The sequence below is a fragment of the Salinibacterium sp. GXW1014 genome (assembly GCF_044769865.1).
Lineage (GTDB): Bacteria > Actinomycetota > Actinomycetes > Actinomycetales > Microbacteriaceae > Homoserinimonas.
Window position 1 is genome coordinate 1,300,006 of record NZ_JBIZWA010000001.1, and the last position, 23,036, is coordinate 1,323,041.

Genomic DNA, 23,036 nt, shown 5'->3' on the forward strand with positions numbered 1-23,036 from the left:
CCTCGATTTCAGGTTTGGCTCGGGAAGATGCCGAAGAGGCTGATGATGAAGTTCAGCGCCAAGAACGGGGGCATGTTCTCGTGCGGCTGGGAGCCGCCCGTCGGCGCGACCGTGTCTGGGTGCAGTCCGGTGCCCGGCGCGTCGCTGCCGTACGGGAGGTCGCCGTAGGGTGCCCATACTCCGTTGGTGGGCTTGGCGGATGTCGCGGCATCCGTCGACGCGAACGGCGCATGCGAGTGGGAGGGGATCTGCTGCACTGTCAGGTGCTCGAACTCGGTGCCCCCGCTCTCCGCCAGAATGTAGCTAGGGTGCTGACCCGTGCCGTGGTGAAGGGGGCTGCGTCCGCGCAGATCGGGTAGCGAAAACCCGGTCTCCCCGTCACCGCCATAGGTGGTGCCGATCAGCTGGAAGAGGGTCTCGTTCTCCGCGATTGAGAGCGTCTGTCCGGCGCAGAACTCCCAGCCCGCGGGGGCGAAATTCCCCGCGAAGATGCGGATCTCGCCTACATAGGGTTGCGCCACTCAGTACTCCTCGGTCGGTGGGGCGGGCTGGGTGAAGACCGCCTGAAGCTGAATGTGGCCCTCGCCCGAGGCCACTGGGACAATGAAGACCGGTTCCCCATCGAGGTCGCCCCCCGTGAGCAGGTAGGTGCCCTGGGCAGTGATCTGTGTGGAGATGAAGCTGAGCGTGAAGGAGACGTAGCCGCCTGAGACGAGCAGCTCGCTACATCCGGTGAGTTCGAGCTCCGCTGTCTCTGTGCTTCCTGCGGCCACCGCCGTGTAGCGGGTGCCCTCGCGCCCCGCGAAGTTGCCGTGCCCGATCATGTCGCGAACACCGCTCTGGGCGCGCGCACAAGTTCAATGTGAGTCGAGGATTCGGCGCCTGCGACGAAGCCGAGACCGGAGTACCAGTTCAGTAGGGCGCCATCGTTCGCCCACGCCCGCACACGCAGCGGGACTCCAAGATGGTCGCTGCGCTCGCTGATCAGCTGGATCGCGGCGGTTCCGATGCCCTCTCCGCGCCGGGGTGGCACAACGGCGATGTCAACGACAGTGATCGCTTCCGCAGCGGTGGAAAGCAGAGCACGACCGACGGGGTGGCCCGCGCTGCGAAGGACGTGGTCGCTCGCGGTGGGGTGAGCAGCGAGGTAGTGGCGACGCTGTGCCGAGACTTGGAGGGCGAGCACCCGCTCACGCAGTTCGGGTTCGAGTGCCGCGAAGTTGTCGGCTCGGGATGCGGCGATCACGCCGTTGATGAAGGCGTCGTCTTCGGGTGTGGCGGGCGTGAGGGTGACCGGTGAGGCGAACACGGCCGTCACACTGACTGGTCCACGAGACCTTGGAGACGTCGCTCCCTTTCGGCCCCAATGGCGGATAGGAAGAGCGTCGCGGGTTCGGCGCCGTCGCGGGAGACCTGGTAGATGCCGTCGGTGACGGCTTTGCCAGTCTCTGTGAAGATCAGGTTGAAGCGCTGCTCGTCGCTGCTGCCGGCGCCGGGCAGGTCATCGATCCGCTCTAGCACGAGCGTATGGAGGGAATCGCCTGATCGTGCAGTGAAAGCCAGGCCGAGGTGCGGGGCGAAACGCGATCGGGCGAGCTTCACGAGCGTGGGGGTCGCTGCTGGGGTGCCAAGCGGAACGGTCCACGGAGACGTCGCCGCGGCGACACCGAGTGCCGCCATGCCCGCGACGCCGACGGCGCTGGCCACGACGGCGCGACGAGTGAGTTGCGCCACGATTCGACCCCCAGGAGTGTGTTGTAGAAGGCTCAATATACTGCAATACTTCTCGGGTGGCGAGGCCCGCTCGCCGCTTGAACTGGTACGTGGCCCGAACTCGAGTGCGGCGACACGTCGGCATGCTCTTGGGGGGCTCACATGCGTGCATTCGCGCGGCGGATGACAGCGGCCGGAGTCGCCTTCGCGCTTGTGGCCTTCGGTGTCATCTCGACGCCCCCCGCGGCTAGTGCGACGTCCCTCCTTCAAGTGACCTCGATCGCTGACAGCGACGTGAACGGTGCTTGCGTGTCTCCCGAAGTTGTCGAAACCGCGGCGCCCGTCACGCTGCGCAACGCCCTCTGCGTCGCCAACAACATCGGCGGGTCCGTGACGATCGCGGTGCCCGCGGGTGTCATCGAGCTCACCCTCGGCGCGCTCAAGGTGGGAACCAAGTCCGGAGCCGACATCACCATCACCGGCGCTGGCCCGTCAACCGTCATCGACGGCAACGGCGCGCAGGCGCTGATGCTCGACCCTGCCATGGTCGGCGGCGTCGCGGTCACCCTCGAAAGCCTCACGGTACGCGGCGGCAGTGACAGCGAGTACGGCGGTGGGGCGGTCATCGGCGGATCCGGCTACGGCACAACAGCGGACAGCCTGCTCGTGCGCAGTGTGACCTTCACTGGCAACACATCCAATGCCACAGGCACGGCCACCTACACGGTGGGCGGGGCCATCCAGTTCATCGGCGGCAGCCTCACGATTGAGGATTCGCGCTTCGAGGGCAACAGCTCCGGCTCAGCGGGTGGTGGCGCGGTTGCCTACCAGGCGACCGGTGCCACGGCCAATGAAGCGCTCAGCGTCACCAACAGCATCTTCCGCAACAACGAGACGGGGGCCGCCTCCGTGCAGAACGGCGGGTCCGCCCTCCTCATTGACGACGTCTCGCAGGGCGATGCCGCGTTGCGCATCCACGACAGTCTCTTCGAGGGCAATCGCTCGGCCGGGCCCGGCGCCGTCTGGGTTCGCGGAGGCGCCATCGAGGTGCTGCGCTCGACCTTCCTCGACAACACGGGTACAGGGGCAGCATCCGCCATCCACGCCGGCGCTGACGTAGCCCTGACCCTGCATGACAGTCGGTTCGTTGGCAACACCGGCACCTCCACCGTCACCGCGAACGCTGCCTCCGACGCCTCCGACAACTGGTGGGGCTGCCCCACAGGGCCGAATACGGCAGGATGCGCCGTGGTCGACGCCCGAGCCGGGGTCTCGAGCCCGTGGCTCACGCTCACAGCGGAAGTTGAGCCAGACGACATTCCGTTCGGCGGCACGAGCGCCGCCATCACGGCGGGGCTGCTCGTCAATTCGGATGGCGAGACAATCGCCCCAGAGCGACTCACCGCCTTCGCCGGGCTGCCCGTGGCCTGGGGGGCGGCACAGCCAGCACCCGCCACGCTGAGCGACGCCACCGTCGTACTGGCGGCCGGTGGGGCATCCGCCACCTTCGTCGCCAACGGTGCGAGGGGTGCTGGTTCCGTGAGGCTTCAGCTTGACCACGGCTCGATCACGATCCCGGTCGGCATGCTCTACCCGCCCAGTTTCACGAGCGAGCAGACCGCCGAGTTCACGGTGGGCACCGCGGGCAGCTTCACGGTCACCACCGACGCCTATCGCGCCGCGATCGTGACGGTCGACTCCGGCCTGCCGACCGGCCTCAGCCTGACTGCGGCGGCGGATGGCGCGGCAGAGATCCTGGGCACCCCTGCGGATGGCGAAGGCGGCACGCACCAGGTCGAACTGACGGCAGACAATTCGGTCGGCACGGCGGCGCAGCAGACCCTCGAGATCACGGTGCTTGAGGCGCCCGAGTTCACAAGCGACGCGACAATCGATACAACCCTCGGGGCGGCGATCAGTCATACCGTGACGACGGACGGTCACCCCGACGCCTCATTCACCGCGACGGGTCTGCCCGCCGGCGTCGAGTTCGCCGACAACGGCGATGGCACTGCCACGGTGAGCGGCCAGGTTGCGGGCGCTGGCCGCGGCGGCCTCTACGCCATTGTCGTCACTGCAGAGAATGGTGTGGGCGCCCAGATTGCGCAGACCATCGCGCTGACCGTGCGCGAGGCTCCCTCCATCGTCACGGCGCCGCTCGACCAGAAGGTCACGGCCGGGGCGACCGCGAGTTACACCGTCGAGGCACTTGGCTATCCCGCGCCCGACGTGGAATGGCACCGCTCGACCGACGGTGGTGCGACCTTCACCCTGATTCCGGATGCGACCTCCCTGAGCTACTCGGAGGTCACGACGCCCGAGCAGGCCAGCGTCGACACACTCCTCCGCGTGACGCTCAGCAATGGCACCGGTTCTCCCGTCGGCGCGACCGCGCAGCTCCTGGTCGGAACCGCGCCGGTCTTCACTTCGCCAGCCGCGACAGAGTTCGAGGCGGGCGAGGCGGGCAACTTTGTGGTGACGACGGAGAGCATCCCTGTCTCAGCGCTGTCCCTTGCAGGGGCGCCCGCCTGGCTCAGCCTCGAGGACGGCGGCGATGGCACGGCTCTCCTGAGTGGCAGCGCGCCCGCGCGAAGCGGTGGCGAGTACACCTTCTCGATTCTTGCGGGCAACAGCTTCGACCCAGATGCGTCTCAGGTCTTCACGCTGACTGTGACTGAGGCGCCCGTCTTCGATGCGAGTGACAGTGTCCAGCTTGTCGCTGGGCAGATGCTTGTGCTGCCCGTCGCGCCCAGCTTCGCGGGGTACCCGGGCGTGCCGAGCCTCTCGGTGGCTGGCGCTCTGCCAGCAGGCCTGACGCTTGTGGACATGGGGGACGGCACCGGTGAACTCCGCGGCGTCGTGAGCGGCGGTGAGTATGAGGTATCCATCACGGCGACGAACTCGGTCGGCGCCAGCACACAGCTACTGACGATCGAGGCCCTGGCGGCGCCAGCAGTGACGGAGCAGCCGAAGTCGGCGCGCGTCATCGCGGGCGAGGTGGCAATCTTCACGGCGGCGGCCAGCGGCTACCCCAATCCCTCCGTGCAGTGGCAGTTGTCCTCGGACGGAGGCACGGTCTTCGCCGACATCCCCGGTGCCACTGGGGTCGAGCTGACGGTCGCCACCACTCAGGATGACGACGCTCTCGTGTACCGCGCCGTGTTCACCAACGTCGCCGGCGTTGTCGTGACGGAGCGCTCTCTGCTCACGGTCGGCACTCCGGCCGACTTTACAAGTGGCACCACCGCGAGCTTCACCGTGGGCACGGAGGGCAGCCACAACCTGACAGGCTCGGGCACGCCCGCGGGTGTTTTCACGCTGGTGAGTGCCCCCTCCTGGCTCCAGCTCGTCGACAACGGCGATGGCACGGCCGAGCTCGTCGGAACCCCTCCGGCAGGAAGCGGTGGAGAGCGCACCGCCGTTGTCACCCTCTCCAATGGTTTCGGTGCAGAGGCGCAGCAGACCGTGATGCTTGCGGTCGGTGAGGCTGCCACGTTCACGAGCGCGGCGGATGCCACGGCCACGGTCGGCACGCTCGCCGACTTCATCATCACCACTGAGGGCGGGTTCCCCGCGCCGGTCCTGAGCCTCTCCGGAACCCTTCCCGCGGGCCTCTTCTTTGAGACGGTGGACGGGTCAGGTGCCGCACGCATCGCGGGGACCCCCGCGGGTTCCTCCGGTGGTCTCTACCCGCTCATCGTCACGGCCAGCTCGGGGGAGAACGACTCCAGTCAGATGTTCTCGCTCACGGTGATCGAGGCGCCCGTCGTCACGGTTGAGCCGGTGGATGCCCGTGGTGACGCTGGCACGCAGCTCAGCTTTGCTGCTGCCGCGAGCGGCTATCCCGCTCCTCAGGTGCAGTGGCAGTCGTCGGTCGATGGCGGCGAGACGTTCGCGGATCTGCCGGGTGAGACATCCGCGATCCTCACTGTGCTGGCGACGCAATCGGATGACGGCACCCTCTACCGGGCACACTTCAGCAATGCAGCAGGGTCTGTCGCGAGCGCTGCCGCGCTGGTGACGATCGGCACGGGCCCTCAGTTCACGAGCGAACCGGCAACGACCGTGCCCGTCGGCGAGGAGAGCACCTTCGCGGTGACGACATCGGCGGCGCCCACAGCGACCATCACGGTGTCGGGCGAGCTGCCCGCCTGGATCAGCGTCACGCCCGATGGGGCAGGCGGCGCGACCATCACGGCAACGCCTCCTGCCGGTTCGGGCGGCACGTACACGGTCGATCTCGGGGCGAGCAACGGCTTCGGGTCCGACGCCCTGCAGCGCTTCGTGCTGACGGTGGCTGAGGCGCCCGCCATTCCTGCGACGGCCTCTCACACCTTCCTCGCGGGTGCCGCCGGGTCGGTCACTGTCGCCACGACGGCGGGCTTCCCCATCCCCGCGCTCACAGTCGTCGGCACACTGCCCGACGGGGTGAGCTTCACGGACCACGGGGACGGCACAGGCTCTGTGTCGGGAACACCCACCGCGGCAGCCGCCGGCGTCACGAGCCTCACGGTCCGCGCCGACAACGGCGTGGGCGACCCCGCCGAGCTCCTGCTCTCGCTCACGGTCAACCGCACCGTCGAGATTGTGAGCGACCCCGTCGCGGCGCGTGTCGTCGCTGGGTCGATGGTGAGCTTCTCGACAACAGCGGTTGGCTACCCGGTGCCGACTGTGCAGTGGCAACGTTCGGTCGACGATGGCCAGACGTGGGGTGACATCGCGGGCGCGACCGCACCTGTGCTCTCGTTCACGGCGGCACAGTCCGACAACGGCGATCTTCTCCGCGCCGTCGTGTCCGGCGTCGGCGTGGTTACGACCTCGACGGCCCGCCTCACGGTGGGCACGCCGCCCGTCCTGACGAGTGGTGACTTCCTGCGAGTCGAGGCCGGTTCTTCGGCGACCTGGACGGTGTCGGCGGTGGGAACGCCCGCCGCGACGCTCACGCTTGCCGGTGCTCCCGCGTGGCTCAACCTGAGTGACAACGCGGATGGATCTGGGTTGCTTGTCGCGGCGCCACCCTCGAATGCTGCTGGGAGCTACACCGTGCACGTCACCGCGACCAATGGCTTCGGTGATGATTCGGTGCAGACGTTGACAATCGAGGTGACGAGCGCGCCCACCCCCGTGGGCCCCGCCCGCGCCACTGTGCAAGCGGGTGCAGCGGTGTCCATTGCGTTCGGCTCAACCGCCGGGGTGCCTGCGGTGACGGCGCTCGCGCTCGAGGGCGAGCTACCGAGTGGGTTGAGCTTCGTGGATCATGGTGACGGCACATCGACTATCTCGGGCACGGCGCTTTCCGGTGTCGGCGGCGTCTATCCCCTCACGATTGTCGCGAGCAATGCTGCTGGCCACGAGGGGCGCAGAGCCTTCGAGCTGACCATCACGGATGTCGCGGCCTTCACGAACCCGCATTCTGCCGCGTTCCAGAGGGGTGTCCAGACGAACTTCGCGGTCACTACGGCGGGTGCGTTCCCTGATGCCCCAGCGCTGTCGGCCACCGGAATGCCCGGCGGCCTCACCTTGACCGACAACGGTGACGGCACGGGCACCATTTCGGGCGTGTTGCTCGATGAGCCGGGCGAGTCATTCACTGTCACACTGCACGCGTCCAACTCGGTGGGCTCCGCTGCGCACACGTTCACTTTGACGAGTGTTGCGCTCGAGCCGCTGGTGCTTCCGGCCACGCTGCCGTTCGCGGCTGGGGGGCTCTTTGGGGTGCCATCGGCTACGGCACCCGGCGACGAGCTGGTGGTCTCGGGCACAGGCTTCGCGGCCTTCTCACCGATCACGCTGGGTATGTATTCGACGCCCTTGCGGCTGGGCATCGCGACGGCGGATGCAGCGGGGACCTTCTCCGCACGTATCACCCTTCCAGCTGGCGTGACGGGCAGCCATCATCTCGTGGCGCTCGGCGTTGCGAGTGACGGTGCGCAGCATGCTCTGGTTGAGAAGCTTTCCATCGCGGCAGCTGTCCCAGCTCCCGAGGGTGGCGCGCTCCCAGCGACAGGAGCCGACGGGGCTAGCTCGGTCACGGGTGCTGCACTGCTTGCGTTGGGGCTGATTCTCTTCAGCTTCGCTCGTCGCAGGCGGTCCCGCACGGTCTGAGGAAGTGCCGCCAGGGTTGTTTTGAATCATTCAAAACAACCCCTAGACTGGATGCATGCAAACGACGTCTCCGGGAGTGCTCGGCGAGCGCATCCGTGACGCCGGGCTCAAAGTCACCGAACCTCGGCTCGCGGTCATGCGGGCCCTCGAGACTCGGCCGCACGCCGACGCCGACGCGGTGTTCGGCGCGGTGCGCGGAGCACTGCCCGGCACGTCGATCCAGGCCGTCTATGGCGTGCTCGCCGCACTTGCGACGGCAGGTCTGCTGCGCAAGATCGAGCCGGCTGGCTCACCCGCACGCTACGAACTGCGCACGGGTGACAACCATCACCATGTCGTCTGCAGCGGATGCGGCGCCCTCGAAGATGTGGACTGCGTTGTCGGCCACGCCCCCTGCTTGACCCCCTCGGCTGACTCGGGCTTCGCGATCCACACGGCCGAGGTCACCTTCTGGGGACTCTGCCCCGCATGCCAGGCCTCAACAGACTCACACTGATCCAACCCCACACGAAGGAGAACCCTTGACCAACGTCAGCACAACCCAGGCAGGCGCGCCTATCCCGAGCCACACCCACTCGCTCACGACGGGACCGGATGGCATCACCGCCCTCCACGACCGCTTCCTGGTCGAGAAGCTCGCCTCGTTCAACCGCGAGCGTGTGCCGGAGCGCAACCCCCACGCCAAGGGCGGCGGCGCCTTCGGTGAGTTCGTCGTCACTGAAGACGTCTCGAAGTACACGAAGGCCGCCGTCTTCCAGCCCGGTGCGACGAGCGAGGTACTCCTCCGCTTCTCGTCCGTCGCCGGTGAGCAGGGCTCGCCCGACACGTGGCGTGACGTGCGTGGCTTCGCGCTGCGCTTCTACACGACCGAGGGCAACTACGACATCGTCGGCAACAACACCCCGATCTTCTTCATCCGTGATGGCATCAAGTTCCCCGACTTCATCCACTCGCAGAAGCGCATGGGTGCCTCTGGCCTCCGCAACGCCGACGCGCAGTGGGACTTCTGGACCCTCTCGCCCGAGTCCGCCCACCAGGTGACCTACCTCATGGGTGACCGCGGCCTCTCGAAGTCGTGGCGTCACCTCAACGGCTACGGCTCGCACACGTTCCAGTGGGTCAACGCCGAGGGCGAGCGCTTCTGGGTCAAGTACCACTTCGAGTCGCGCCAGGGCGTCGAGCTCATGGAAGCCGAGGATGCGGAGCGCATCGCCGGCCAGGACGCCGACTACTACCGCCGCGACCTCTTCGAGGCGATCCAGCGCGAGGAGTTCCCCACCTGGGACGTCTACGTGCAGGTCGTCCCCTACGAGGAGGCGAAGACCTACCGCTACAACATCTTCGACATGACGAAGACGATCTCCAAGAAGGACTATCCGCGCATCAAGGTTGGGCACTTCACGCTCAACCGCAACCCGCAGAACTTCTTCGCGGAGATCGAGCAGGCCGCCTTCTCGCCGTCGAACCTCGTTCCCGGCATCGACATCAGCCCCGACAAGATGCTGATGGCGCGCACCTTCGCCTACCCCGACCAGCAGCGTCACCGCATCGGTGCCAACTACAACCAGTTGCCGGTGAACCAGCCGAAGGCATCCGTCACGCGCAACTACCAGCACGAGGGACCCATGCGCTACGAGTTTAACGGCGCCGACGTTCCCGTCTACACGCCGAACTCCTTCGGCACCTCCGAGGCCGACCCCATCGCCGCAGGCGAGGGTGGCTGGGAGACGGATGGCGAGCTCATCCGTGCCGCCCAGACGCTCCACTCGGAAGACGGCGACTTCGTGCAGGCGGGAATCCTCTACCGCGAGGTGTTCACCGAGGAGTCGAAGGAGCGCTTCCTCAAGACGCTCGTCGGACAGTACCAGGCCCTCACGGTCCCCGTGATCAAGGACCGCTTCATGTGGTACTGGACCTCGGTCGACTCCGACCTGGGTGCGAAGCTCATCGACGCTGTCGGTCACGTGGCATCCGCTGACCCGGTCGGTGTCGGCGCATAAGCGACGCCAAGCAGACGGCCGGTTCCCTTCGGGGGGGCCGGCCGTTTCGCATGTTCTCACGGCTTCGGCAGTAGCGTGGGCGCATGGGCCTCTTCTCGCGCACACCCCAGCCGCCGCCTGTCGACCCGAACCTTCCCGCGTCCGAGCGGGCTCGTCTCCTCGACTCGCCGCGGCCGCTCTGGACCGACTCCCTCGGTCGCCTCGGCATCCGCAGCGCCCAGATCCTGCTGGTGCTCATTCTCGCCGGGCTTGTCGTCTACGCGTCGGTGCAGCTGAAGATCATCGTCATCCCGGTGCTCATCGCGTTGATCCTGGCGTCGGCGCTTTACCCGCTCGTGCGTTGGCTCGTGGACCATAGGGTGCCGAGGCCTCTCGCGACGATCGGCACACTCCTCGCCGGCGTCGCCGTGCTGGGTGGCATCATCACGCTGGTCGTCAATGGTGTGCGAAGCGAGTGGGCGAATCTCTCGGATGCGGTCACGCAGTCGATCGACACGATTCAGGAGTTCCTGGAGTCGGGCACGCTGCCGGTCGATTCCGAGCAGATCGCTGAGGCGCGAAACGCGATCGCTGACTTCCTGACGAGCGCGGAGTTCGGCTCCACGGCGCTCGCTGGCGCCGGCACGGTCGTCGAGCTCATCACCGGTGTCGTGCTGACGGTCGTGCTGCTGTTCTTCTTCCTGCAGGACGGCCCGCACATGTGGGAGTTCCTCCTGCGCCCCCTTCGTCCCTCGCGCCAACTGCGCGCCCGTCGCGTCGGTGACCGGGCAACGGGAGTGCTCGGCGGCTATGTGCGCGGCACCGCCCTTGTCGCGCTCGTCGACACGATCTTCATCGGCCTCGCGCTGTGGATCCTCCAGGTGCCGCTCGCGCTCCCGCTCGCCCTGCTCGTCTTCGTGGGTGCGTTCATCCCCATCGTCGGTGCGACCGTCGCGGGCACGGTCGCCGCCCTCGTCGCGCTCGTGACCAACGACCTGCTGACGGCAATCATCGTCGCGGCTGTCGTCATCCTCGTGAATCAGTTGGAGGGCAACCTCCTCGCGCCCGTCGTGCTCGGCAACGCCCTCAAGCTGCACGCGCTCGTCGTGCTGCTCGCCCTCTCGGCGGGCACGATTCTCGGTGGAATCATCGGCACCTTCCTCGCCGTGCCGCTCGCCGCGGTCGCGTGGGCGGCCATCAAGGCGTGGAACGATCCGGATGCCTCGAGGCTCGAGCTCGCTGCATCCGGTCGCTCCCGCCGCTGAGCACCTGCGCGACCGGCTAGGCCGCTGCGGTCACCCGCACCTCGTTGGCCCAGGGGTCGTTGAAGGTGAGCACTCGGCCGTCGTTGGCCTGCTGCACGCCGCGGGCGTTGAGTCGCTCGGCAAGGGCGCCGATATCGTCAGCGCCCGGCACCTCGATCGCGACCTGGCCGAGGCCGAGTGCGGGCGTGCGGGTGCCTGCGCCGGCGCTCTGCCACGTGTTCATGCCGAGGTGGTGATGGTAGCCGCCGGCCGCGACGAAGAGCGCCTGCGTGCCGTATTCGATCGTGATCTCGAAGCCGACCGTGTCGACGTAGAACTGCTTGGCCGTCTGGATGTCGCCAACCTTGAGGTGCACATGGCCGATGGAGGTGACGCCGCCGGTCGCGGCGGTGAGGCCAGCCTCCGTGAGGTTTTCCTGAAGGAACCGGTTGGGGTCGAGGTAGACGGTGCCCATCTTGACCTCGCCGTTGCTCCACTCCCAGGAGTCGCGCGGGCGGTCCCAGTAGAGCTCGACGCCGTTGCCCTCGGGGTCATCGAAGTAGAAGGCCTCGCTCACGAAGTGGTCGCTTGAACCCGTGAAGCTCTGCGGGTAGGCGCGGGCCGTCGAGTACACCGAGGAGGCGAGGTCGCGCTTCTCGGCGAAGAGGAACGCCGTGTGAAAGAGCCCAGCCGCGTTTGCGGGGGCATGCTTCAGTTCGGGGGCGACCTCGAGGATGAGGGCGGATGTGGCGCCGCGGCCGAGCACGGCGCTTGAGCCCTCCTGCGCGATCAGGTCGAGACCGACGCCGTCGCGGTAGAACGCGATCATGCGGTCGAGGTCGGCGACCTTGAGGGTCACGGCGGCCATGGCGGTGTCAGGGGCGAGGATGTCTGCGGTCATAGTTGTAGCAACAACCTATTTCGCCAGGTATTCCCGCCGCCTCGAACTCAGGAGAGCTGCTTGGCGTAGCAGACGCTCGAGTCGACACCCGCGTAGGGGCCGAAGTTCTCGATGCGGCTATACCCCTCGCGCTCATAGAACCGCATGGCGGCAGGCAGGCGGTCGCCCGTCTCCAACACAAGCCGGTGCACGCCGCGGTCGCGAGCGATCCCCTCCAGCGCCGAAAGCACGGCGGTGGAGACGCCAGTGCCGCGATGTGCCGGGGTCACATACATCCGCTTGATCTCGAACCCCTCATCGGCGACGGCGCGCAAGCCACCGCATCCGGCCGGCATGCCATCGGTGTAGGCGACGACGAACGCCGACACATTCTCTGAGGTCGTCGGCTCGCTCGGGTCGGAGTCCTGGTTGCCATAGGCTGCAGCGATCTCGGCCCGCTGTGCGGAGTGCAGCATGGTGGAGTCGGCGTGCTCGTACGGGAGTTCGCGCACCTCGATCGACTCGAACTCGGTCATGCAGTCAGCCTTTCGATCAGCTCGCGGTAGCGGGCGGAGGTGCGGTCGACGATCTCCTGCGGCAGGTCGGGCGGCGTGCCCTCACCGTCCCAGTTCGCGCTGAGCCAGTCGCGCACGATCTGCTTGTCGAAGCTCGACGCACGGTCACCTGCGGCGTAGCGCTCGGCATCCCAGTACCGGCTGCTGTCCGACGTGAGCACCTCGTCGGCGAGCGTGATGACACCGTGCGAATCGATGCCGAACTCAAACTTGGTGTCGGCGAGGATGACACCGCGCGAGAGGGCGTAGGAGGCCGCACGGGTGAAGATCGAGAGCGAGAGGTCGCGCAGGGCGGCCGCCTTCGGCTCGCCAATGAGAGCGGCCGACTGTTCGTACGTGATGTTCTCGTCGTGCTCGCCTGCGGGCGCCTTGAAGGCGGGCGTGTAGATCGGCTCTGGCAGGCGGTCACCATCGGAGAGGCCGGCCGGCAGTGGGATGCCGCACACGGTCTGCGACTGCTGGTATTCCTTCCAGCCGCTGCCCGTGAGGTAGCCGCGCACGACGCACTCGATGGGGAGCATCTCCAGCTCTCGCACGATCATCGACCGCCGCGCCACCACCTCCGGGATGTCATACATTCCCAGGTGGTTGGGCACCTCGGCAAGGAACTCGAACCAGAACAGGCTGAGTTGCGTCAGGAGCTCCCCCTTGCCGGGGATCTCGGGTGAGAGCACATGATCGAAGGCGCTGACGCGGTCGGAGGCGACCAGCAGCATCCGACCGGGCATGTTCTCGCACCGGTAGAGGTCTCGCACCTTGCCCGAGTGCGACTTGATCCAACCGTGCTGTTCGAGTTCCTGCGAGTACGTCATGATGCCACCACTCTCGCTGCGATGTCGGTGCGGAACTGTCCGCCCTCAAGGGTGATGAGCTTCATGGCGCGGTAGGCGCGATCACGCGCATCCGCGAAGTCGGCGCCGCGGGCGACCACGCTCAGCACGCGACCTCCCGACGAGACGAATCCGCCGCCGGATGCGGCGGTCGCCGCGTGCGCAATCGTCACGCCCTCGATCTCCAGTGCGTCGGCGATGCCCGTGATGGGACGGCCCGTGATGGGTGTCTCCGGGTAGCCCTCGCTCGCGAGCACGACCGTGACGCACGCGTCCGTTGAGAACTCGGGCCGCGGCTTCCCGCCGAGCCCGCCGGTCGCAGCGGCGAAGAGCAATTCGCTGAGCGGGGTCTTGAGGCGCGGCAGCACGACCTGCGTCTCGGGGTCGCCGAAGCGCGCATTGAACTCGATGACACGGATGCCGCGCTCCGTCACGATGAGCCCGCAGTAGAGCAGCCCGATGAAGGGGGTCTGCTCCTCGGCGAGCTGGCGCACGGTCGGGAGGGCGATCGTGTCGATGACCTCGTCGACGAAGGAGTCGGGCAGCCAGGGGAGGGGCGAATACGCCCCCATCCCGCCCGTGTTGGGGCCGGCATCCGCGTCGAGCAGTCGCTTGTAGTCCTGGGCCGGGGAGAGCGGGAGCACGTTGTGCCCGTCGGAGAGCAGGAAGAGCGAGACCTCCTGGCCGTCGAGGAACTCCTCGACCAGCACGCTGCCCTGCTTGAGGTAGAACTCGGCGTGGGCGACGGCGGCATCGCGGTCGCCCGTCACGAGCACACCCTTGCCTGCCGCGAGCCCATCGGCCTTGATCACGTGGGGGGCACCGTACTCGTCCATCGCGGCGATCGCCTCGTCGAGCGTGCCGGCACGGGTGGCGCGGCCGGTCGGCACGCTGGCGGCCTCCATGATGCGCTTCGCGAAGGTCTTGCTCCCCTCGAGCTGCGCGGCCGCCTTGCCGGGGCCGAAGACGGCGATGCCGGAGCGACGGATGCGGTCGGCCACGCCCTCGACGAGGGGCGCCTCCGGCCCGATCACGACGAGCTCGATGTCGTTGTCGACCGCGAAATCGGTCACGACAGTCGGGTTCGTGGGGTCGAGGTGGATGACAGGAACGTCCGCCGCGATGCCCGCATTGCCCGGGGCGGCGATGATCTCGTGGCTCGCCTCTTCCGCGAGGAGCGCGGTAATGATGGCGTGCTCGCGGGCACCGGAACCGAGGACCAGGATCTTCACGTCTGCAAGAGTACCGGTCGCGTTCGCCCTCTCGCCAAGGCGGTCGTCATTCGCGACCCCACAATCAGGCCAGCGCCCGGGTAGCGTGGAGGGCATGGGCAAGTCGAGGATCGTTCCCCAGGTCGGCGAGGCGGCCGTGCGCCAGATGCTCGGCGGTGCCGATGACCGGCAGGTGCAGGCGATGGCGGTGCGGTACCTGCTGCAGCTGCTTGCCGATGCGGCACCGGGCAACACGCTCGAGGTGCGCATCCCGCCGCACGGCGCCGTGCAGTGCGTCGAGGGCCCGAACCACACGCGGGGCACGCCGCCCAATGTGGTCGAGACGGATGCCGCAACCTGGGTCAACCTCGCGACCGGCAGCCTCACGTGGGCTGACGCGGTTGCGGCCGGCCGGGTCTCCGCGTCGGGCGCCCGCGCCGACCTCTCGGACCTCCTGCCCATCAAGTGGGACCGCGAGGCGCTCGCCGACACCCCGCCGCCCACGCCCGAGGTCTGAGTCACCGGCGCCCCTGTGTTCCTCCCGGGTCGCGTGCGGGAGAATGGACGCATGAGCGACATGAACCAGCCCCCGGCCGACGCGCAGCAGGTCAGCATCCGCCGCGCCCCAAAGGTGCCGGTGTTCCTGCTGCTCGGCGCGCTGCTCGGTCTGCTCGTGGCACTTGTGGCGACGGCGGCGTTCCCGGTCGACCCGCTCGTCGGCTTCGGGGCGACCTTCGGCTACCTGTGCGTGTACTTCATCCCGGCGGGGATCGTGCTCGGCGCGCTCGTCGCCCTCATCCTCGATGCTCGCTCGCGCCGCCGCGCCCGCACGATCACGGTGGACCACGAGTCGGTGCGCGATGAGGGCGACACCCCCGGAGCTAGCTGAGCTGGGTCTGCTCCACCCAGCGCAGGTACTCCTCGCTGACGGTGCCGGTCACGTAGTCACCCGTGAAGCAGCTCATCTCGAGGGCCGTGACATCCGAACCCTCGAGGATTGCCGCCTGGAGGTCTTCGACCTCCTGATAGATGAGGTTGTCGGTGCCGAGCTCCATGCCGATCTCGGGGATCTTACGGCCGTGGGCAACGAGCTCATGGCGTGACGGCATGTTGATGCCGTAGACGTGTGGGTAGCGCACGGGCGGCGCGGCAGAGGTGAAGGTCACCTTGTTGGCGCCCGCCTGGCGCGCCATCTCCACGATCTCCTTCGAGGTCGTGCCGCGCACGATCGAGTCGTCGACGATCAGGATGTTTTTGCCCCGGAACTCCGTGCCCATTGCGTTGAGCTTCTGCTTGACGCTCTTCTTGCGCTGGGCCTGTCCCGGCATGATGAAGGTGCGGCCCACGTAGCGGTTCTTGTAGAAGCCCTCGCGGTATTCGACGCCGAGCTTCTGGGCGACCTGCATGGCGGCGGGGCGCGAGGAGTCGGGGATCGGCATGACGACGTCGATGTCGCCCATGGGGGTGTGCTTCGCGATCGTGTCGGCGAGGCGGTCGCCCATGCGAAGGCGAGCCTCATAGACCGAGATGCCGTTCATGATCGAGTCGGGCCGCGCGAGGTAGACGTACTCGAAGGCGCAGGGCACGAGGCGCGGGTTGGGGGCACACTGCCGCGAGGTCATCGAGCCGTCGAGGCCGATGAAGATCGCCTCGCCCGGAGCCACTTCGCGCACGATCTCGTACCCGCCGCTCTCAAGCACGAGCGATTCGGATGCCACGACCCACTCGGTGCCGACGAGCCCCGCCGCGCGGCGTCCGAGCACGAGCGGGCGGATGCCGAAGGGGTCGCGGAATGCGAGCAGTCCGTGGCCGGCGACGAGCGCGATCGCGGCGTAGGAGCCCTCGACCCGCTCGTGCACGCGGCTGACGGCGTTGAAGAGCTGGTCGGGGTCGAGGTCTGCGCCGCTGACCTGCTCCTGCAGTTCGTGCGCCAGCACATTGACGAGCAGTTCGGTGTCTGAGGTCGTGTTGAGGTGGCGCCGGTCGACGCGGAAGAGCTCGTCGGTCAGCTCGCGGGTGTTGGTCAGGTTGCCGTTGTGCACGAGCATGATGCCGTAGGGCGCGTTGACGTAGAACGGCTGCGACTCCAGCTCATTCGCGGCCTCGCCCTTGGTGGCGTAGCGCACGTGGCCGAGCCCCATCGTGCCGAGGAGGGCCCGCATGTCGCGGGTGCGGAACGCTTCCCGCACCTGGCCCTTCGCCTTGTGCATGTGGAACATGGCGCCGTCTGCCGTGACGATCCCCGTCGAGTCCTGCCCGCGATGCTGCAGCAGGAGGAGGGCGTCATAGACGAGTTGGTTCGCGGGTTCATTCGAGACGATGCCGACAATGCCGCACATTCGGTGCAGACTCCAGACCGTAGAGTTGATGGTGGGTCCATTCTCCCATGTCGCACGACCGCCTCGTCACGCCCTGAAAGGGGTCCCATGTCAGACAGCTACGCCGCCGCTGGCGTCGACACCGCTGCCGGAGACCTCGCGGTCGAACTCATGAAGTCGGCGGTCGCCGCCACGCACGGGCCCCAGGTCATCGGGGGCGTGGGCGGCTTCGCCGGGCTCTTCGACGTGTCGTTCCTCACGTCCTACAAGAAGCCCCTCCTTGCGACGAGCACCGATGGTGTCGGCACCAAGGTCGCCATCGCGCAGGCCATCGACAAGCACGACACCATCGGGCAAGACCTGGTGGGCATGGTCGTCGACGACATCATCGTCGTCGGCGCGAAGCCAATGTTCATGACCGACTACATCGCGTGCGGCAAGGTGTTCCCCCACCGCATCGCGGCGATCGTCGAGGGCATCGCGAAGGCCTGCGCCGCGACGGGCACGGCGCTCGTGGGCGGCGAGACGGCCGAGCATCCGGGGCTCCTCGGTGTTGACGACTATGACGTCGCCGGCGCTGCCGTCGGCGCGGTCGAAGCGGATGACCTGCTCGGCCCGCAGCGCGTCGAGCACGGCGACATCGTGATCGGCATGGAGTCCTCCGGCTTCCACAGCAACGGCTACTCGCTCGTGCGCCACATCCTCGCGAGCGCTGACATGAGCTTCACCGACCACTCGGATGCCCTCGGCGGCATGGTCGGCGAGGTGCTGCTCGAGCCGACCCGCCTCTACACGGGCCCGCTCGTCGAACTGCTGGCCGCCCACCCCGGCGCGGTGCACGCGCTCAGCCACGTGACGGGTGGCGGCATCGCCGCGAACCTCGCGCGCGTGCTGCCGCAGGGTGCGTGGGTCGAGGTCGACCGCGCCAGCTGGTCGCCCCAGCCCGTGTTCCGCACGCTCGCCGAGATCGGCGGGCTCAGCCTCGGCGAGACCGAGGGCACCTGGAACCTGGGTGTGGGCATGTTCGCCGTCGTGAAGGCGGATGCCGTGGCATCCGTCATCGACTTCATGAACGCCGCCGGCATCCCATCGTGGGTCGCCGGCGAGGTCTCGACCGCGGCGCGCGACTTCGAGGGCTTCGAGCAGGGTGCGAAGGGTGTCGATGGCGGCGCCGTGCGCCTCGTGGGAGCCTTCGGCGCCTGATTGATCTCGCGGCATGCGGAAGGCCGGGGCACGGACATTGTCCGGCCCCGGCCTGCACGCTGAGACTCGTTAGGAGCGACGCTCCGTGTCGTCGCCCGCGAATTCGGGCCACTTCTGGAGATCTTCTTCGAGACGCTCCTCGTCGATCGCCTGCTTCTCGGCGCTCGTCAGCTCCCGAGCGAGTGCGTCATAGTTCGTCTCCGGGCTGAAGTACTTCAGCTCGCGAGCGACCTTGGTGTGCTTTGCTTTTTGACGGCCGCGCCCCATGGGTTTGACCCCCTTACGATTCCAGCCCGACGCCGTGTGACTTTTGCTCGGGATTGACCAACAAGGAACTACAAAAACTAACTGCTGAGTTTAGCATGCCGGGGTACACGCGCCTGCGGCCGTCGGCAGCGAGAGTTCAGGGCGAGCCGCTAGCCTTACCGCGTGACGAATGCGCCGGCCCGAACCTCCGTTGTCGTTGTCGGTGCTGGCCAGGCGGGTCTCTCGGTGTCGTACTACCTGCAGCGCCTGGGCCTTGAGGTGGGTCCCGGATTCGTCGTGCTCGACCGCGGTCCCGGCACGGGCGGCGCCTGGCAGGACCGGTGGGAGGCCCTCAAGATTGGCACCGCCCACCGCATCAACGACCTTCCGGGTCTCGACGAGCTCGGCCTCAGCTTCGAGACCGCCGACCGGCAGCGCCCGGCCCGCGAGGTCGTCGCCGAGTACTACGCGGCCTACGAGCAGCACTACGACCTGCAGGTCGTGCGTCCCGCGACCGTGCGCAGGGTGTTCAACCGCGGCATCGACCTCGTCGTCGAATACACGGATGCCTCGGGGCTGCACGAGATCGAGACGCAGGTGCTCGTCAACGCAACCGGCACGTGGGGTTCACCGTTCCGGCCCTGGTACCCCGGCCGCGACTCCTTCGCGGGCGAACAGGTTGACACGACCACCTACCGTGCGGCGGAGGACTTCGCGGGCAAGCGGGTCGTCGTTGTCGGCGGTGGCACGTCGGCGATCGGCTTCATGCTGGAGCTCGAGCACGTGGCATCCGACCTCACCTGGGTCAGCCGGCGCGGGCTCGAGTTCCGCGAGGAGGGCGAGCTCAACCTGGAGGACCGGCGCCACGCGGTCGCGGTGCAGGATGCCGCGGCGCGCGAGGGTCGCGCCCTGCCGAGCATCGTCAGCGGCACCGGAGTGCCCCGCACCCGTCGCATCCAGTCGGCGATCGATCGCGGGTTGCTGGTGCCGAAGCCCATGTTCTCGAGCATCGAGCCCAATGGCGTGCGCTGGGACGACGGCGAGTTCGTCGAGGCCGATGTGATCCTCTGGGCGACGGGCTTCCGCCCCGAGCTCCGCCACCTCGCGCCGCTCAAGCTTCGGGAGAAGGAGGGCGGCGTCACGGTTGGCAACGGCTCCTCCTGGAAGGACCCGCGCATCTTCTTCGCGGGCTACGGCCCGCAGGCCTCGACGATCGGGGCCAACCGCGCGGGCCGCACGATCGCGCGCCAGGTCATGCGCCAGCTCGCCGACTCCTGACCCCTCCCGCGCCCGCCCGCTGAGATCCGACTCGTGCAGCTTCGACGCGCTCAGGAACCTGCACTACTCGGATCTCATCCCGGAGCGGTAGCGTTCCCGCATGAAGCTCATGCTCCTCACGGCGGGGAGCCGCGGCGATGTCGAGCCATTCGCGGCACTGGCCCGCCACGCGGCATCCGCTGGTCACGAGGTCTTCTTGGGAGTGCCCGAGAACTCCGGCGTCGACCTCCCGCCGGTGGCGCGCGTGCCGCTCGACGTGGACTTCTCGCAGCTCATGGCCGAGCAGGGCGTCTCAGCCATCGCGGCTGCGCGGGCGTTCCGCTCCGCGATCCGTCCGGCGATGGGGCGGATGCTCGGGGCCGCCGTGCGGGCAATCCGCGACGTGCGCCCTGACGTTGTCGTGTACCACCCGAAGCTGCTCACGGCGGCTGCCGCGGCGGCCTCCGTCGGTGCCGTGCCGATCGTGGTCGAGACGGTGCCGAGCCTCACCCCGAGCCGGGAGTTCCCCATGCCGGGCACGGTGTCGCGCGACCTCGGGCCGCTCAACCGCATGACGTACCGCGTGGCGGGTGCGGCCGCGGGCATGTTCCGCCGTGAGGTCGCGGAGGCGCTGCGCCCGCTCGGCGGCCCCGCAGCATCCGCGCCGGTGGCGTCCCTCGTGCCCGTGAGCCCCGTGCTGCTCGAGCGACCCCGCGACTGGCCGCCCACCACGACCATCACGGGTGCGTGGGTCGCCCCGCCGCGTGAGACGGCGCTCGCTGACGAAGTGGCTGACTTCATGCAGGACGGTGCATACCTCTACGCGGGCTTCGGGTCAATGGCCTCGGGGGATGCGGTTGCGCGCGCCCGCGCCGTGATCGACGCGGCCAGGGCGAACGGGCTGCGGGTGCTGATGGCGGCGGGGTGGGGCGGACTCGAGCTCCCCCCGGGCGAGCGAGGTGGCGACGTGCTTGATGTCACGTCCGTGCCGCACGCCCAGGTGTTGCCGGCCGCAGCCGTCGCCATCCACCACGGGGGCGCGGGAACGGCCCACGCGGTCGTGCGTGCGGGCGTGCCATCCGTCGTCGTGCCCTTCACGGGCGACCAGCCGTTCTGGGGGCGTCAACTGCAGAATCGGGGGCTCGCCCCTGCGGCGGTCCCAGCCCGGCGGGTCACTCCGGAGCGGCTCGAGCGAGCGATCAACGTTGCGCTCAGCCAGCGAGACGCCGCGCGTTCGGCCGCGGAGTCGATGCGCCACGAGAACGGGGTCGCGCGCGCCCTCGATGTGATTGAGGCGACGCTCGCGCGCTGATTCCTGGAGTATCCCGGGCGTCACGTTTGCACCCGGAGCCTTCGCACACCGGCCATTCGGCGGCCGAGATGGCCCGTTTCTGCAGGCCCGCGTCAGCGCGTCAGCGCGTATGCTGCCGCCGCGGCACCGACGCCGAGCACGAGGCTCAGGGCGACGGTGCCGAGGGAGGCCCACGGCCTGCCCTCGAGTGCCAGCTCGACGGTCTCGACCGCGAAGGTGCTGTAGGTCGTGAGCCCGCCCGCGAAGCCCGTGACCAGGGCGAGACGGATGCCCGGATCCAGATCTCCCGCGAGGCCCAGCACCGCGCCCGCCACCGCCGAGCCGACGACGTTCACGAGCAACACCGCCCAGGGTCGCGCGAACAGCAGCGTCATGCCGTAACGGATGACCGCCCCGAGTCCGCCCGCCAGCACGACGGCCGCGACGATGCCGGGGGTCACCGTGTGCTCCCGCGGCGGCCCACGCGCAGGCCCAGGGTCGCGGCGCCGAGCCCGAGGACAAGGGTCGCTACGAGATAGGAGGCCGCGAGCATCCACTCGCCTTCCGTGCTCATGGCGACGAGCGACACGGCGACGGCCGAGAAGGTCGTGAAGGCGCCGAGCAGCCCGGGGCCGAGCCCCGCGCGAAGCCAGCCGGGGGCATCGAGCCAGGCGCGCCCGACGAGGAGTCCGAGCGCGAACGACCCGAGCACGTTCACGAGGAGGGTGGATGCCGCGAACTCGGCATCGCCATGTGGCATCGCGCTATCGATGCCGAGCCGCAGTGCGGTCCCGAGCATCCCGCCCACGGCGACGGCGACGAGCTCAGGCCATCCGACCCCCAAGGAACGCGAGGTGCCTGCCCGTGATGTCACGGGCCGAGACTACCGCTCCGCTCAGGCAACGACGGCGCGCAGCGCCTCCACCGCCATGTCGCGCAGGTCGTCCCGGGTCATGCCCGAGTCATCCGAGTCGACCTCGAGTTCGAGGAGTGCGTCGTCCGCGCACACGCGGAGCTCCCCGCTCGCATCGTTGTCGTCGTCGGTGACCCACCAGGCGCTGTTGCCGATGCCGTCGACGGGGCTGACGACGTCATCGCGGCCGTTTGGCTCGACGCACTCGACCGAGCCGCTCGCGAAGTCGCCCGCCTCCGAGTAGTCGAAGTCGATCTCAAGGTCACCCTGCTGGGCCTCCCAGTCGCAGCCGCGCACGCTGCGCTCGACGCCGTCGTCGTCGGAGTTGTCGTTCTCCTGGTCGGGGGCGCGCAGCTCTGTCCCGAACACGTCCGCGAGATGCTCCGTCGTGAGTCCGTAGCAGTCGGTCTCGGCCGGCGCTGAGGCCTGCGGCGTCGAGTCGTCATTCTGGGGAGCCTCCTCCGGGCCGACCGTGGAGGTGCATCCGGCGAGCAGCAGCGCGACGGCCGCCGCACCGGCGAGGGAGAGGTGGCGCATGGTGGATCCTTTCATCGGGGGTGCTGCCGACACCGTGCCACGCGGCATCCGTCTTCGCTCCCAGCGGGCGCACACTCTCAGCGAGCCATAGGATTCGGGCGTGGGGAAGAAGCGCAAGGTCTGGCTGTGGGCGGTGCTCGGCGTCGTCGTGCTCGCGCTCGCCTTCGTCGCGGTGCTGCTCGTTCCGATGCTCACCCACCAGGACCAGGGCAGCTCACGCCTCGTCGAAAGCGAGGAGGAGTGGCCGCTGGATGCCACGGCAGTCGGCGATGACGGCCGCACCCGCACGATCGACCTCCACCCGGCCGAGGCTGGCGGCGACCTCGACACCTCCGCGCTGCGCGAGGGCGACCGGCTCGTCGTCAGCGGTTCGGGCTTCGACGCGGGCCGCGGCATCTACGTCGCCATCTGCAGGATTCCGGATGCCGGCGAGAAGCCGGGCCCCTGCCTCGGCGGCGTGCCCTCCACCGAGGGGGAGGAGCAGGTCGAGGGCAGCGTGCAGTTCGCCCCCAGCAACTGGATCAACGACGACTGGGCCTGGCGGCTCTTCGGCGCTCGCGGCTACGACGACCGCGAGACTGGCACCTTCACCGCCTACCTCGAGGTGCCCTCGCCCGTCGGGGAGGGCATCGACTGCCGCATCGACAACTGCGCCGTCACGACCCGCAACGACCACACGGCGCTGAATGACCGAGTGCAGGACGTGTTCATCCCAGTCGGCTTCGCCGAGTAGC

23 protein-coding genes are annotated in these 23,036 nt (G+C 68.4%); 10 read left to right on the forward strand and 13 right to left on the reverse strand.

Translation table 11 applies throughout. The features are described 5' to 3' along the window. Positions 1 to 8 precede the first annotated feature (8 nt). The 4 genes from ACIQK7_RS06510 to ACIQK7_RS06525 are packed head-to-tail and all read right to left on the reverse strand — an operon-like array spanning position 9 to position 1,734. A complete protein-coding gene (locus tag ACIQK7_RS06510) occupies positions 9 to 521 on the reverse strand; it encodes a phage tail protein (protein WP_403022393.1) in 513 nt (170 codons plus the stop codon). Further along, positions 522 to 824 carry a DUF6916 family protein gene (locus ACIQK7_RS06515; RefSeq protein WP_403022395.1) on the reverse strand — a complete coding sequence of 101 codons (303 nt, stop codon included), beginning with the start codon at positions 822 to 824 and terminating at the stop codon, positions 522 to 524. It abuts the gene before it with no gap. Next, on the reverse strand, positions 821 to 1,309 hold the full coding sequence (locus ACIQK7_RS06520) for a GNAT family N-acetyltransferase (protein ID WP_403022397.1): 489 nt from the start codon (positions 1,307 to 1,309) through the stop codon (positions 821 to 823). The genes ACIQK7_RS06515 and ACIQK7_RS06520 overlap by 4 nt, the downstream gene beginning before the upstream one ends. A 5-nt stretch (positions 1,310 to 1,314) precedes the next feature. Then, positions 1,315 to 1,734, reverse strand: coding sequence for a DUF6916 family protein (locus ACIQK7_RS06525; protein WP_403022399.1), 420 nt, complete (start codon positions 1,732 to 1,734; stop codon positions 1,315 to 1,317). A 288-nt stretch (positions 1,735 to 2,022) separates the two neighbouring features. Here ACIQK7_RS06525 and ACIQK7_RS06530 point away from each other — a divergent pair, with 288 nt between their 5' ends. From ACIQK7_RS06530 to ACIQK7_RS06545, 4 genes are all read left to right on the forward strand, one after another. Continuing rightward, positions 2,023 to 7,818 carry a beta strand repeat-containing protein gene (locus tag ACIQK7_RS06530; RefSeq protein ID WP_403022401.1) on the forward strand — a complete coding sequence of 1,932 codons (5,796 nt, stop codon included), beginning with the start codon at positions 2,023 to 2,025 and terminating at the stop codon, positions 7,816 to 7,818. Between the two features lie 55 nt (positions 7,819 to 7,873). Next, on the forward strand, positions 7,874 to 8,314 hold the full coding sequence (locus ACIQK7_RS06535) for a Fur family transcriptional regulator (protein ID WP_403022403.1): 441 nt from the start codon (positions 7,874 to 7,876) through the stop codon (positions 8,312 to 8,314). 25 nt (positions 8,315 to 8,339) lie between these two features. Beyond that, positions 8,340 to 9,818, forward strand: coding sequence for a catalase (locus ACIQK7_RS06540; RefSeq protein ID WP_403022405.1), 1,479 nt, complete (start codon positions 8,340 to 8,342; stop codon positions 9,816 to 9,818). A gap of 83 nt (positions 9,819 to 9,901) precedes the next feature. Next, a complete protein-coding gene (locus ACIQK7_RS06545; RefSeq protein WP_403022407.1) occupies positions 9,902 to 11,062 on the forward strand; it encodes an AI-2E family transporter in 1,161 nt (386 codons plus the stop codon). 16 nt (positions 11,063 to 11,078) lie between these two features. On the opposite strand, the gene ACIQK7_RS06550 is transcribed toward ACIQK7_RS06545, so the two are convergent. From ACIQK7_RS06550 to purD, 4 genes are read right to left on the reverse strand one after another with little or no spacing between them, the layout of a single operon-like run. Further along, positions 11,079 to 11,942 (reverse strand): VOC family protein, encoded by an 864-nt coding sequence (locus ACIQK7_RS06550; RefSeq protein ID WP_403022409.1) that lies wholly within the window; start codon positions 11,940 to 11,942, stop codon positions 11,079 to 11,081. A gap of 47 nt (positions 11,943 to 11,989) precedes the next feature. Then, complete coding sequence (locus ACIQK7_RS06555) at positions 11,990 to 12,457, reverse strand: GNAT family N-acetyltransferase (RefSeq protein ID WP_403022411.1); 468 nt, start codon at positions 12,455 to 12,457, stop codon at positions 11,990 to 11,992. Beyond that, on the reverse strand, positions 12,454 to 13,308 hold the full coding sequence (locus ACIQK7_RS06560) for a phosphoribosylaminoimidazolesuccinocarboxamide synthase (protein WP_403022413.1): 855 nt from the start codon (positions 13,306 to 13,308) through the stop codon (positions 12,454 to 12,456). The genes ACIQK7_RS06555 and ACIQK7_RS06560 overlap by 4 nt, the downstream gene beginning before the upstream one ends. After that, positions 13,305 to 14,558 carry a phosphoribosylamine--glycine ligase gene (purD, locus tag ACIQK7_RS06565; protein WP_403022415.1) on the reverse strand — a complete coding sequence of 418 codons (1,254 nt, stop codon included), beginning with the start codon at positions 14,556 to 14,558 and terminating at the stop codon, positions 13,305 to 13,307. The genes ACIQK7_RS06560 and purD overlap by 4 nt, the downstream gene beginning before the upstream one ends. Before the next feature lie 94 nt (positions 14,559 to 14,652). Here purD and ACIQK7_RS06570 point away from each other — a divergent pair, with 94 nt between their 5' ends. Next, positions 14,653 to 15,054, forward strand: a complete 402-nt coding sequence (locus ACIQK7_RS06570; RefSeq protein ID WP_403022417.1) for a sterol carrier family protein — start codon at positions 14,653 to 14,655, stop codon at positions 15,052 to 15,054. Positions 15,055 to 15,105: 51 nt separating this feature from the next. Then, positions 15,106 to 15,426 carry a hypothetical protein gene (locus ACIQK7_RS06575; protein WP_403022419.1) on the forward strand — a complete coding sequence of 107 codons (321 nt, stop codon included), beginning with the start codon at positions 15,106 to 15,108 and terminating at the stop codon, positions 15,424 to 15,426. Here ACIQK7_RS06575 and purF read toward each other — a convergent pair. Then, a complete protein-coding gene (purF, locus tag ACIQK7_RS06580) occupies positions 15,419 to 16,876 on the reverse strand; it encodes an amidophosphoribosyltransferase (RefSeq protein ID WP_403022421.1) in 1,458 nt (485 codons plus the stop codon). The genes ACIQK7_RS06575 and purF overlap by 8 nt on opposite strands. Positions 16,877 to 16,963: 87 nt before the next feature. On the opposite strand from purF, the gene purM reads away from it, so the two are divergent. Continuing rightward, positions 16,964 to 18,058 (forward strand): phosphoribosylformylglycinamidine cyclo-ligase, encoded by a 1,095-nt coding sequence (gene purM, locus ACIQK7_RS06585; protein WP_403022423.1) that lies wholly within the window; start codon positions 16,964 to 16,966, stop codon positions 18,056 to 18,058. Positions 18,059 to 18,127: 69 nt separating this feature from the next. Here the strand turns inward: purM and ACIQK7_RS06590 are convergent, their stop codons facing one another. Then, a complete protein-coding gene (locus tag ACIQK7_RS06590; RefSeq protein ID WP_147720107.1) occupies positions 18,128 to 18,325 on the reverse strand; it encodes a DUF3073 domain-containing protein in 198 nt (65 codons plus the stop codon). 162 nt (positions 18,326 to 18,487) lie between these two features. On the opposite strand from ACIQK7_RS06590, the gene ACIQK7_RS06595 reads away from it, so the two are divergent. Both ACIQK7_RS06595 and ACIQK7_RS06600 read left to right on the forward strand, forming a co-directional pair. Next, entirely contained in the window at positions 18,488 to 19,582 is a 1,095-nt protein-coding gene (locus tag ACIQK7_RS06595; RefSeq protein ID WP_403022425.1) for an NAD(P)-binding domain-containing protein, read from the forward strand. 100 nt (positions 19,583 to 19,682) lie between these two features. Beyond that, a complete protein-coding gene (locus ACIQK7_RS06600) occupies positions 19,683 to 20,873 on the forward strand; it encodes a glycosyltransferase (protein WP_403022427.1) in 1,191 nt (396 codons plus the stop codon). 92 nt (positions 20,874 to 20,965) lie between these two features. On the opposite strand, the gene ACIQK7_RS06605 is transcribed toward ACIQK7_RS06600, so the two are convergent. From ACIQK7_RS06605 to ACIQK7_RS06615, 3 genes are read right to left on the reverse strand one after another with little or no spacing between them, the layout of a single operon-like run. After that, positions 20,966 to 21,313: a fluoride efflux transporter FluC gene (locus ACIQK7_RS06605; RefSeq protein WP_403022429.1), complete on the reverse strand. Its 348-nt coding sequence runs from the start codon at positions 21,311 to 21,313 to the stop codon at positions 20,966 to 20,968. Next, a complete protein-coding gene (locus ACIQK7_RS06610) occupies positions 21,310 to 21,726 on the reverse strand; it encodes a fluoride efflux transporter FluC (protein WP_403022431.1) in 417 nt (138 codons plus the stop codon). Before ACIQK7_RS06610 ends, ACIQK7_RS06605 begins: the two co-directional genes overlap by 4 nt. A 21-nt stretch (positions 21,727 to 21,747) precedes the next feature. After that, the gene (locus ACIQK7_RS06615) at positions 21,748 to 22,302 is read right to left on the reverse strand and encodes a hypothetical protein (RefSeq protein WP_403022433.1); all 555 of its coding nucleotides are present in this window, start codon (positions 22,300 to 22,302) and stop codon (positions 21,748 to 21,750) included. Between the two features lie 100 nt (positions 22,303 to 22,402). On the opposite strand from ACIQK7_RS06615, the gene ACIQK7_RS06620 reads away from it, so the two are divergent. Next, positions 22,403 to 23,035 carry a hypothetical protein gene (locus ACIQK7_RS06620; RefSeq protein ID WP_403022435.1) on the forward strand — a complete coding sequence of 211 codons (633 nt, stop codon included), beginning with the start codon at positions 22,403 to 22,405 and terminating at the stop codon, positions 23,033 to 23,035. The last annotated feature ends 1 nt before the right edge of the window (position 23,036 follow it).